Here is an 11,098-nt window from a genome sequence, read left to right as displayed (position 1 = left end):
CCAGATGCAGCACCACCACCGAATCCTTGCCGCCCGAGAACAGCAACGCCGGCTTGCTGCATTCGGCCACGAGCTCGCGCAGGATGTGGATCGATTCGGCCTCGAGCCAGTCGAGGTGGTCCATGCGGGTCGTCGTGACCGTGAGCGGGGTCGTCGCGGAAGGTTCGAGAATCGTGCTCATGTTTAACGGTTTCCTATCGTTTGCCCGTGTCCGTCGCTCGGCGCCGGTGCGCTCGAGCCGGCCGTCACGGCGCTCGGATGCTGCTGATGCTATCGGGGTGCTGCGGTGTGTGCGGTTCAAGCTTGGGTCGACGGTTGCGCGGCGCCGGGTGCGAACTGCAACGTCGTGACATGCAGGCCGCACTCTTTCGAATCGCGCGACTCCCACCACCACCGCCCCGCCCGGCTATCCTCGCCCGGGCGCACCGCGCGCGTGCAAGGTTCGCAGCCGATGCTCGGGTACCCGCGCGCGTGCAGCGGATTGACCGGCACATCGTGCAACTTGAGGTACGCCCAGACTTCGCCCTCGCTCCAATCGGCAAGCGGATTGTATTTGTCGATGTTTCGGGCGGCATCGCGTTCCTGCTCGTGCAGTTCGGCGCGCGTGACCGATTGTTCGCGACGCTGGCCCGTGACCCATGCATCGACGCCCGCGAGCGCGCGGTTCAACGGCTCGACTTTGCGAATCTCGCAGCAGCGCTTGCGCAATTCGACGCTTTCATAAAACGCGTTCAGCCCGTGCGTCTTGACGTACTCGTCGACGGCTTCCGCCTGCGGATGAAACTGCTCGATCTCGTAGCCGTAACGCTCGCGAATCCGGTCGATCATCTCGAGCGTTTCGGCGTGCAAGCGGCCCGTATTCAACGAAAAAATGCCGATCGGCAATGCACGCGACAAGATCGCATGCGTGAGCACCATGTCCTCGGCCGCCAAGCTGCTCGCCAGCTTGATCTTCGCGTGACGTGCGGCGATCTCGTCGACGAATGCGTGAAGGCGATCGATCTTCGCCTGCAACGCCGCGTCCAGCGCGGCCGCGGCCGGAGTCCGGTCCTGGCTCATGTCTGCGACTCCGTGGCAAGGGCCGCGCGGCGGCGAAACAGCGGCTGCGGCGTGTCGAACGCGCCTTGATACTTCACGGAGAATTCCTCGAAAGCGCGCAGGGCATCGTGGATGTCTTTGTCGGCGCGCACGGCGAACGCGTCGAACCCGCAGCGCGCCATGAAGTTCAACTGATCGCGCAGCACGTCGCCGATCGCGCGCAACTCGCCGCGCCAGCCATAGCGCTCGCGCAACAGACGCGCCGTGCTATAGCCGCGGCCATCGCGAAACACGGGGAAGTCGACGCCGATCAACGAGATCTGGTCGAAATCGGCGACGAGGTCGGCCGGCTCCTCGTCGGGCGCGAGCCATACGCCCAGCGCATCTTTTCCGCGCGCGGCGACGAGCGCCTCGCGCGCTTCCTTCCAAAGCGCGAACGGCACGAGCACGCGGCCCGCCGGCAACGCGTCGACCTGGGGCAGCGCGCCATCGTCGGACGCGCGCACGACGCTCCAGTCGTCCGCCACCACTGCCCGGTTCTTGATAATCGAAGTCATCTGCAAAAATCCCTCACTCGCCCGATGCTCACGCATGCGCCGGTTGGCGCGACGCGTAGACGCGTTCCTTGAACGGCGCGATGCCGATCCGATTGTAGGTATCGATGAAACGCTCGCCGTCGATGCGGTTCTCGACGAAGGTGTCGATCACTTTGGTCACGACATCGGGCATTTCATCCGCCGCAAACGACGGGCCAATCACGCGGCCCAGGTGCGCTCCGGTCGCCCCGGTGCCCTGCTCGCCGCCGAGCGTCAGCTGGTACCACTCGGAACCGTCCTTGTCGACGCCGAGAATGCCGATGTTGCCCACATGATGATGCCCGCACGAGTTGATGCAACCCGAGATGTTCAGCGACAAATCGCCGAGATCGTACACGTAGTCGAGATCGTTGAAACGGTCTTGGATCGCCTGAGCGATCGGCAACGATTTTGCATTCGCGAGCGAGCAGAAATCGCCGCCCGGGCACGCGATGATATCGGTCAGCAAGCCGAGGTTCGGCGTCGCGAAGCCTTGCTTCTTCGCCGCTTCCCACAGTGCGTAGAGGTCCCGCTTCTTCACATCGGCGAGAATCAGATTCTGCTCGTGCGAGACGCGGATTTCCCCGAACGAATACTGGTCGGCCCAATCGGCGACCGCTTCCATTTGCTCGGCAGTCGCATCGCCCGGCGCACCCTTGGCCGGCTTGAGCGAGAGCGTCACCGCGGCGTAACCGGGCACGCGGTGCGGACGCATGTTGCGCTCGATCCAACGCGCGAACGCGCGGTTTTCGAGCAGATGCTTCTCGAACGACGCATCGGTATCGGACAGCTTCTCGTACGACGGCGGCTTGAAGTACTGCGCGACGCGATCGTATTCGGCTTGCGTGAGCGTCGAGGGGCCATCCTTCAGATGCTGCCATTCCTCTTCGACCTGCTGCGCGAACTTCTCCGGCCCGAGCGCCTTCACGAGAATCTTGATGCGCGCCTTGAACAGGTTGTCGCGGCGGCCGAAGCGGTTATAGACGCGCAGCACGGCCTCGCAATACGTGAGCAAATGCTGCCAGGGCAGGTTTTCGCGAATGATCGCCCCGAGGATCGGCGTGCGGCCCAAGCCCCCGCCCGCGAGAATCGAGCAGACGACTTCGCCCGCTTCGTTCTTCGTCAGATAGACGCCCAGATCGTGGATCTGCACCGCGATCCGGTCTTCCTTGGAAGCCGACACGGCAATCTTGAACTTGCGCGGCAGCCAGCTGAATTCAGGATGGAACGTCGACCATTGACGCAGAATTTCCGCCCACGGCCGCGGATCGACGATCTCGTCGGGCGCGACGCCCGCGAACTGATCGGCCGTGATGTTGCGAATGTCATTGCCGGAGGTCTGAATGCCGTGCATCTGCACCGTCGCGAGATCGGCCAGCAGATCGGGCGTGTCCTCGAGCTGGATCCAGTTGTACTGGATGTTCGTGCGCGTCGAGAAATGGCCGTAGCCGCGGTCGTACTTGCGCGCAATGTGCGCCAGCATGCGCAATTGGTCGCTGCGCAGGTTGCCGTACGGGATTGCGATACGGTGCATGTAGGCGTGACGCTGCATGTACAGGCCGTTCTGCAGCCGCAGCGGACGGAACTCGTCCTCGCTCAATTCGCCCGACAAGCGGCGGCGGACTTGGTCGCGGTACTGCGCGACGCGCTCGTCGACGATGGTCTGGTCGTACTGATCGTATTGATACATTCGGGGACCCCAGGTTGTGTCGCGCCGCACTCGTTCACGGCGCCCGAATCGCTATCGACGCATGCCGCGGGCCGATCCTCGGGCCATCCGCGCATGTGCTAATGACAAAAACAGCTATGCATATTGAAAAACGTCCGTCGATCGTAATAAACTGCCTTTATATTTCAAACGACTAAAAAATTCTTTCCTTATGCCGGTAGGGTTATAAATGAACCTGCACCAATTTCGGTTCGTGCGCGAGGCGGTCCGCCAAAACTTCAATCTGACCGAGGCCGCCAAGGCGCTGTACACCTCTCAGCCGGGCGTCTCCAAGGCGATCATCGAGCTCGAAGACGAATTGGGGGTCGAAATCTTTACGCGGCACGGCAAGCGGGTGCGGTCTCTGACGGAACCGGGCCGCATCATCCTGGCGTCGGTCGAGCGCATCTTGCAGGAGGTGGAGAGCCTAAAACGCATCGGCAAGGACTTCGCGGCGCAGGATCAAGGCAACCTCGTGATCGCCGCCACTCACACCCAGGCGCGTTACTCGCTGCCCGGCGCGATCGCCGAGTTCAAGAAGCGATTTCCGAAGGTTCACCTGTCGATCCTGCAAGGCAGCCCCACGCAGGTGGCCGAGATGGTGATGCACGACCAAGCCGACATCGCGGTGGCCACCGAGGCGATCGCCTCCTATAAGGAACTCGTTTCCCTGCCCTGCTTCCAGTGGCACCATGTGGCCGTCATGCCCGCGGACCATCCGCTGCTTCAACGCAAGCAGTTGTCGCTCGAGGATCTGGCCCAATATCCGCTCATTACGTACGACAACGCGTTCGCGGGCCGCACCAAGATCAATCAAGCGTTCGCGCTGCGCTCGCTTTCGCCCGACATCGTGCTCGAGGCCATTGACGCGGACGTCATCAAAACGTACGTCGAACTTGGCCTCGGTGTCGGCATCATGGCCGACATCGCCTTCAACGCAGAGCGCGATCGCCATTTGCGGGCGATGCCGGTCGGGCACTTGTTCGGCAGCAACCTGACGCGCGTCGCGCTCAAACAAGGCGCCTACCTGCGCAGCTACGTCTACACGCTCGTCGAACTGCTCTCGCCGACCCTGAACCGCAAGCTCATCGAGCAAGCGCTCAAGGGCGAGCACGAGAGCTACGAGCTTTGACCCGATTCCAAAACAGTCGAACAACGCCGAGCCCGCGCGCATGGGCTGGGCAACCCTTCCCTATGGAGACCATGGCATGGCCTTGAACGCACCCTTGCGCCGCACGCTCGCGGCTTTCGCGCTCGCCGGCGCGGCGGCAACCGCCCCGGCTTACGCCGACATCAAAGTCGGCATCGATTTGTCGAGCACGGGTCCGGCGGCCGTCATCGGCATCACGAGCAAGAACGCGATGCTGATGTGGCCCAAGACGATCGCCGGGCAACCGGCGCAATACATCGTGCTGGACGACGGTTCCGACCCGGGCGCGGCCGTGCGCAACATCCGCAAGCTGATCAACGAGGATCACGTGGACGTGGTCGTGGGGCCGAACGTCACGCCGGCGGCGCTCGCCGCGCTCGACGTCGTGGCCGAGTCGCACACGCCGATGATCACGCTGATCGGCTCGGCGAGCGTGGTCGAACCGCAGGAAGGCAAACGAGTCTGGGCCTTCAAGATGGCGCAAACCGATAGCGCGATGGCCGACGTAATGACGCGCTACATGGTCAATCACGGCGTGAAGAGCGTCGGCTTCATCGGGTTCGCCGACAGCTACGGCGACAGCTGGCTGAAGGAATTTTCGACCTTCGCGAAACTGCGGCACATCGACATCGTCGCGACCGAGCGCTACAACCGCACCGATTCGAGCGTGACCGGCCAGGCGCTCAAGCTGATGGCCGCGCGGCCCGATGCGATCCTGGTCGCCGGGGCGGGCACGCCCGCCGTGCTGCCGCAGCGCGAGTTGATCGAGCGCGGCTTCAAGGGCCCGATCTACCAAACGCACGGTATCGCCACGCCCGCATTCATCAAGCTGGGCGGCAAGGATGTCGAGGGCACGTTGTTCCCGACGCAGCCCGTCGTCGTGGCACGCACCCTGCCGTCCAACCATCCGGCGAAGAAGGCGGCGCTAGCGTTCGTGAGCGCCTATGAGGCGAAGTACGGGCCCGATAGCGTGACGCAGTTCGCAGGCGACGCGGCGGGCGTCTATCCGCGGCTCGAGGATGCCGTCGCGCGGGCTTTGAAGACGGCCAAGCCCGGCACCGAAGCGTTTCGCACGGCGCTGCGCACCGCCCTCGAGCAGGCGCATGAGCTCGTGGTGCCGAACGGCGTCGTCAACACGAGCGCGAGCGACCATGTCGGGCTCGATCAACGTGCCAGCGTGATGGGGACCATCAAGGGCGGCAAGTTCGTCTATCTGAGCCAGTAAGCGCCGCCGTCAAGCAAGCTGAAAGCGCGAGACCATGTGCTCCATGCGTTCGGCTTGCTCCCGCAGCGACGCGCTCGCCGCTGCCGATTGCTCGACGAGTGCGGCGTTGCGCTGAGTCACATCGTCCATCTGCGCGATGGCGATGTTCACTTGCTCGATGCCGTCGCTCTGCTGCACCGAGGCATCGGCGATGTCGCCCACGATGCGGTCCACGCGCGCAATCGAATCGATCACGGCGTGAATCGCGTCTTCGACTTGAACGAATAGTGCAGACCCGCCCGTCACGCGCTCGATCGATGTGTGTATGAGCGCTTTCACGTCCTTTGCAGCGTCCGCGCTGCGATGCGCGAGGGCGCGCACTTCTCCTGCAACGACGGCAAAGCCCTTGCCCTGTTCTCCTGCACGTGCCGCTTCGACCGCGGCGTTCAGCGCCAGGATGTTGGTCTGAAAGGCGATGCCTTCGATGACCGAGACGATTTCGACCATGCGGGTCGAGCCGTCATGAACTTGCTTCATCAAGTCGACGGCCGAAGTCACGATCGTTCCCGTCTCCGAAGCGCGGCCTGCCGCTTCCGCGCTGAGCTTGTTCGCGCTCGCGGCGTTGGCCGCGTTGTGGCGCACCGTCGCCGTCAGTTGTTCCATGCTGGCGGCCGTTTCCTGCAGCGACGCGGCCTGCGTCTCGGTGCGTTGCGACAGGTCCTGGTTCCCCGTCGCGATTTCGCCGCTACCGACTAGCACGGACCGCGCGGCCTCTCGCGTCGCGGCGATCGTGCGGGTCCAAGCGGCGACGACGTCGTTGAGCCGGTGCGAGATGAACGCCAGTTCGTCCTTGCCCTCGACCACGAGCGTTGCGCGCAGGTCGCCCGCGCCGATTGCGCTCAACGATGCGGACAGGGCGGAGATGTCCCTCTGTGTGCGCAATGCGAACGCCACGAACAGATAGAGCGCGCATGCAACGGAGATCGCACTGAGCAGCGACAGCACGATGACCTCGTTGCGAGCGCGGACTGCACGCGCATCGAGCCGTGCGCGAACGACGCTCGAAAGTTCGGCATGGGCACGGTACAGCGCGGCGATGGCTTGGGTGCCTTGTTCGAAGAACGTCTTCGCGTCGGTGGAGCCCGCGCCGTCGTGAGCCAGCGCCGCCGCAGTATGACGGAAAGTGTCGAACGGGCCGAAGTCGATTCCGGCCAGTGCCGCCGCCCATGCGCGATCGCCCTGCGCGGGATGCATGCCAGCGACCGCGTGCGTCAGCGCCGCGCTCTCTGCGTCGAGCATTGCCGCCCGGGTTGCCAACACGCCTTTGTCGAGCTCGCTTAGTTGTCCAGCGCTCAATGCCGCGGCGCCCTTGCCGCGGGTCACGCCAACCGTTTCGGCGGCGCTCGGCAGCGCGAACGCGACCGCTTCGATGAGGGCCGCGTCGGAAGCGTCGGGATCGGTCGCAAGCTTCGATTTGGCGGTCAGATCGCGTTCGAATGCGAAGAGCGAATGCACGAAGCGCGTGTGCGACTCGAATAAGTCCGCGCCAGAGACGGTCAGGCCCGCAGCCGATAGCTGAGTGTATTGATCGCTGAGGGCTTTCACCTCGCGCCGCACGTCGAACCGGTCGTTCGCGTTGGCTTGCGCCGTGAGTTGGGCGAGCGAGGCATCGGCATCGGCGCTTGCCGAATCGAATGCGCCGCGCAGGCCGGCATTGCCCGCGAGCACCGAGGCCCCGGCGCCCCGGCGCACTTGCACGGCCTTGAGCCATTGCTGAGTCGTGGCGAGCAGTGCGAGTCCTTCGCGCTCGCTGTGCATCGACGCATAGGCATTCAAGGCCGAATTCAGCGTAATGAACAGCGTTGCCGACAACGGTGCAACAAACAGCAGCGCCAGCACGAGGAGCTTTTTGGGCATCCTCATGCGGCCCATCAATGCCATTCCTGGCGTAAAAAATGCGCGGATCACGGCTTTCCCCCGAAATATTCGGCGTCGAGCCCGGCGCCCGACGCTCGCGTCGCTTGTGAGTGAGCAAGCGATCGATCTTTGCGCTGACGATACGCGCGGGCGGTTTTCGCCCAATTGACGTGAATCAACGGAAAAAGGAGAAAGAAAAGGCGTCCGACGGGTACGCGGCATAAGCGCGCAGGCGGGCGTTCGGCAGAGGGGGACGGGGCGAGGCCTGCACCGCTCGGTTCGGGTCCCGAATGGGTTCGATGCGGAGTTCGATGCGGGTTTGGTGCGCAGGATCTTGTCAGCTGGAGAGAATTACCCCATAATCGCGCTCTTACCGCTCGGCGTATCTCGTACGCCGACACCTGCCCAGGTGGTGAAACAGGTAGACGCAGGGGACTCAAAATCCCCCGCCGCAAGGCGTGCCGGTTCGAGTCCGGCCCTGGGCACCAACGATATTCCAGCAAACTCGGCACGATGCCGAGCATCTGCGCAAGATCAACGGCTGACATACGCAAAACGCTGGCCCTGCCTGCGGCCAGACGTCGCGGCGACGCACCGATCGATGCGCCGCCTCATCAACGGGCTATTCAGCGCTGCTCCTTCACCCGCGACACAAGCTGCGTCGGGCTCACGAACTGCAACGCGATCAGCACCCACACGAGCGTGATGCCCATATAGATCATCGCCATCGCATCGATCGATTGTGGCGCGCGCACCCCCGTCGAGAACACCGCGTAGTACAGCGCCACGACGAGCGTCTGCGTGTCCGGCCCTGCCGTGAAGAACGTCAGTTCGAACATCCCGATCGTGCGCACCAGCACGAGCAACCCCGCGGCAAGCATGCCGGGCACGAGCAGCGGTAGCAGCACGTGGCGGAAGTAGCGCAGCGTATTCGCGCCGAAAATACGTGCGGCGGCCTCCAAATTCGGGTCGATCTGCTCGATGAACGGCGTCATCACGAGAATGACGAACGGCAACGCGGGCACGAGGTTAGCCAGGATCACCCCGGTCAGCGTCCCCGCCAAGCCCACCTTGTACATTACCGTCGCCATCGGAATGCCGTACGTCACGGGCGGCACCATCAGCGGCAGCAGGAAGGTCAGCATGGCGATGCGCTTGCCGGGGAAGTTGGCCCGCGCCAGCGCGTAGGCGGCCGGCACCCCCAGCGCGATCGACAAGAACACCACCGCGCCGACCACTTCCATCGTCACGCGCAGCACGCTCGCGAGCTGGAAATCGCTCCATGCCTGCGCGTACCAGTGCAGCGTGAACCCTTGCGGCAGCAGTGTCCCGAACCAGCGCGTGCCGACCGAGTTGACGGCCACCGTCGCGATCAACAGCACGACGTTGAGCAGAAAGAAGGCCATGACGCCCCAGACCAGCGCGCGCCACAAACGGCTGCCGATGCCTTCGGCGTGCTTGCTCGGGCGAGCGTTCGACACGCCGCTGCCGCTACGCGGCTCGGGCATCGGCAACACGCGAGCGCCTTGATTATCGGTTGCCATCATCCCTTTCCTCCCGTCACGGGACCGGTATAGAAGAACCGGCGCGCGCCGAGCATGCCGGCCACGACGATCAATTGCACGAAACCCATCACGATGGCGATCGTCGAAGCAAGCGAGTAATCGTAGCTCTCGAACGCCGCCTCGGACGCCGCGATCGACATCACGCGCGTGGGACCTGCCGGCGAGCCGAGCAGCACCGCCGACGGGAACACCGAAAACGCTTGCACGAACGACAAGCATGCGGCCATGGTCAGCCCCGGCGCCAGCAACGGCAAATAGATCTGCTTGAACTGCTGCCACGGGCTCGCACCGAGCGTCGCCGCCGCGCGCGCGAGCGTCGGGTCGATGCCCGTCACGTACGAAAGCGTCAACAAAAACGCAAACGGAAAACCCGACACGATCAATGAAATGAGCACACCCCAATAGTTATGCGTGAGCCGCACTTCGTCGCCGTACAGATGCAACGCTTGCACCGCCTGCGGAAACCAACCGTTCGGCGAGAAATACGTCAGCATGCCGTCGGCGATCAGCACCGTGCCGAGCGTGACCGGAATCACGAGCAAGGTCGTCACGAGCTTCTGATACGGCGACTTGCGGCGCAACGAAAATGCCACGGGCACCGAAATGCCGACGTTGATCAGCGTGGCCGGCACCGCGAGCTTGAGCGTCACGAAGATCGTCGGCCACATCGCGCTATCGGTGAAGAACGTCCGGTAGTTGGCCAAGAGTCCTGCGCCGTTCATCGGTTCGAACGACAGCATGAGGCCGTAGGCGAACGGATAAATGAACATGGCGACGATGAAGCCGAGCGCGGGCGTAACGAGCCAACCCTTCATGTCGCGCGGCCCAGACAGCATCAGCGCGCTCATGATGCGACCTCTTGGCGATAGACGAGCGCACGCTCGGTCGAGATCGCGAGCGTCACGCGCTCGCCCTGGGCAAACTCGCCTTCCACACGCGCCCACAGCTTGCCGAACGGCGCGGTGACCAAGAGCAGCGAATCGCGGCCGCCGTATTCGACGACATCGACGTGCACTTCGAAGGTATTGTGCGTGCCTGGCTCCGCCCGCACGAGATCGTCGGGACGAATCGCGATCACCGCATGCTTGCTTTCGAGCGCTTCCATCGGCGTGCCGACGAAGTGCACGCCGCTAGCCGAGACTTCCACGGCTTCACCGGCCGCACGCTCGAGCTCGCACGGCAGCACGTTGCGGTAGCCCATGAAGCGGGCGACATGCAAGTTCTTCGGGCGGCAATAGACTTCCTTGGGCGAGGCGACTTGCTGCACCACGCCTTCCTTCATCACGACGATGCGGTCGGCCATCGATAGCGCTTCGTCCTGATCGTGCGTCACGTAAATCGTCGCGCGGTCGAGCCCTCCGTGAATGCGCCGGATCTCGGCGCGCATCTCGATCCGCAGCTTGGTGTCCAGATTCGACAGCGGCTCGTCCATCAGCACGACGGGCGGCTCGATGACGATCGCGCGCGCAATCGCCACACGCTGCTGCTGACCGCCCGACAGTTGTCCCGGCAATTTGCTTTCGTGCCCCACGAGCTGGACGAGCTGCAGCGCCGCGCGGGCGCGCTTCTCGATCTCGCTCTTGGGCGTGCCGCGCATTTTCAGGCCGAAGCCGACATTCTCGAGCACCGACATGTGCGGAAACAGCGCGTAATTCTGGAAGACCATCCCAAAGCCGCGCCTCTCGGGCGGCAATACGTCGATGCGCTTGTCGTCGAGCCAAATCTCGCCGCCCGTCAGCGGCTGCAAGCCGGCGATGCAGTTCAACGCCGTGGACTTGCCGCATCCGGACGGACCCAGCAATGCAATGAACTCGCCGCGCTCGATGTCGAGGTCGAGGCCCTTGAGCGCCGCGACGTGCGCACCCTCCGCGTTCGCAAAGCTGCGGTGGACCGAACTGAGGCGCAACCGATCGAATGTATGCTTCATGATGAATTTCCTAA

Annotated in this window: 9 protein-coding genes, 1 tRNA gene and 1 pseudogene; 3 read left to right on the top strand and 8 right to left on the bottom strand. The window is 63.8% G+C overall.

Features of this window, described 5'->3' with window-relative positions:
- The 4 genes and pseudogenes from MMB74_RS25215 to MMB74_RS25200 form a co-directional block, all read right to left on the bottom strand.
- Positions 1-181: pseudogene (locus MMB74_RS25215) on the bottom strand (sulfate adenylyltransferase small subunit); the annotation flags it as partial.
- Between the two features lie 116 nt (positions 182-297).
- Entirely contained in the window at positions 298-1,059 is a 762-nt protein-coding gene (locus tag MMB74_RS25210; RefSeq protein ID WP_277431388.1) for a phosphoadenylyl-sulfate reductase, read from the bottom strand.
- Positions 1,056-1,595, bottom strand: coding sequence for a DUF934 domain-containing protein (locus MMB74_RS25205; protein ID WP_277431387.1), 540 nt, complete (start codon positions 1,593-1,595; stop codon positions 1,056-1,058). The genes MMB74_RS25210 and MMB74_RS25205 overlap by 4 nt, the downstream gene beginning before the upstream one ends.
- 28 nt (positions 1,596-1,623) lie before the next feature.
- Positions 1,624-3,303, bottom strand: a complete 1,680-nt coding sequence (locus tag MMB74_RS25200) for a nitrite/sulfite reductase (protein WP_277431386.1) — start codon at positions 3,301-3,303, stop codon at positions 1,624-1,626.
- A 208-nt stretch (positions 3,304-3,511) separates the two neighbouring features.
- Here MMB74_RS25200 and MMB74_RS25195 point away from each other — a divergent pair, with 208 nt between their 5' ends.
- Both MMB74_RS25195 and MMB74_RS25190 read left to right on the top strand, forming a co-directional pair.
- The gene (locus MMB74_RS25195) at positions 3,512-4,453 is read left to right on the top strand and encodes a CysB family HTH-type transcriptional regulator (RefSeq protein WP_277431385.1); all 942 of its coding nucleotides are present in this window, start codon (positions 3,512-3,514) and stop codon (positions 4,451-4,453) included.
- Between the two features lie 76 nt (positions 4,454-4,529).
- On the top strand, positions 4,530-5,696 hold the full coding sequence (locus tag MMB74_RS25190) for an ABC transporter substrate-binding protein (RefSeq protein ID WP_277431384.1): 1,167 nt from the start codon (positions 4,530-4,532) through the stop codon (positions 5,694-5,696).
- A 9-nt stretch (positions 5,697-5,705) separates the two neighbouring features.
- On the opposite strand, the gene MMB74_RS25185 is transcribed toward MMB74_RS25190, so the two are convergent.
- On the bottom strand, positions 5,706-7,598 hold the full coding sequence (locus tag MMB74_RS25185; RefSeq protein WP_277431383.1) for a methyl-accepting chemotaxis protein: 1,893 nt from the start codon (positions 7,596-7,598) through the stop codon (positions 5,706-5,708).
- A gap of 397 nt (positions 7,599-7,995) precedes the next feature.
- Between MMB74_RS25185 and MMB74_RS25180 the strand changes: the two genes are divergently transcribed.
- Positions 7,996-8,080: transfer RNA gene (locus MMB74_RS25180), tRNA-Leu, on the top strand.
- A gap of 138 nt (positions 8,081-8,218) precedes the next feature.
- Here MMB74_RS25180 and MMB74_RS25175 read toward each other — a convergent pair.
- Genes MMB74_RS25175 through MMB74_RS25165 form a run of 3 tightly spaced genes read right to left on the bottom strand, consistent with a single transcriptional unit; the run spans position 8,219 to position 11,084 of the window.
- On the bottom strand, positions 8,219-9,136 hold the full coding sequence (locus MMB74_RS25175; protein WP_277431390.1) for an ABC transporter permease: 918 nt from the start codon (positions 9,134-9,136) through the stop codon (positions 8,219-8,221).
- On the bottom strand, positions 9,136-10,005 hold the full coding sequence (locus tag MMB74_RS25170; RefSeq protein ID WP_277431382.1) for a sugar ABC transporter permease: 870 nt from the start codon (positions 10,003-10,005) through the stop codon (positions 9,136-9,138). The genes MMB74_RS25175 and MMB74_RS25170 overlap by 1 nt, the downstream gene beginning before the upstream one ends.
- Positions 10,002-11,084, bottom strand: coding sequence for an ABC transporter ATP-binding protein (locus MMB74_RS25165; RefSeq protein ID WP_277431381.1), 1,083 nt, complete (start codon positions 11,082-11,084; stop codon positions 10,002-10,004). Before MMB74_RS25165 ends, MMB74_RS25170 begins: the two co-directional genes overlap by 4 nt.
- Positions 11,085-11,098 lie beyond the last annotated feature (14 nt).

The sequence above is a fragment of the Trinickia sp. Y13 genome (assembly GCF_029522115.1).
GTDB lineage: Bacteria > Pseudomonadota > Gammaproteobacteria > Burkholderiales > Burkholderiaceae > Trinickia.
The sequence above is the reverse complement of the archived record's forward strand: the minus strand, read 5'-3'. Positions and strand labels throughout refer to the sequence as shown.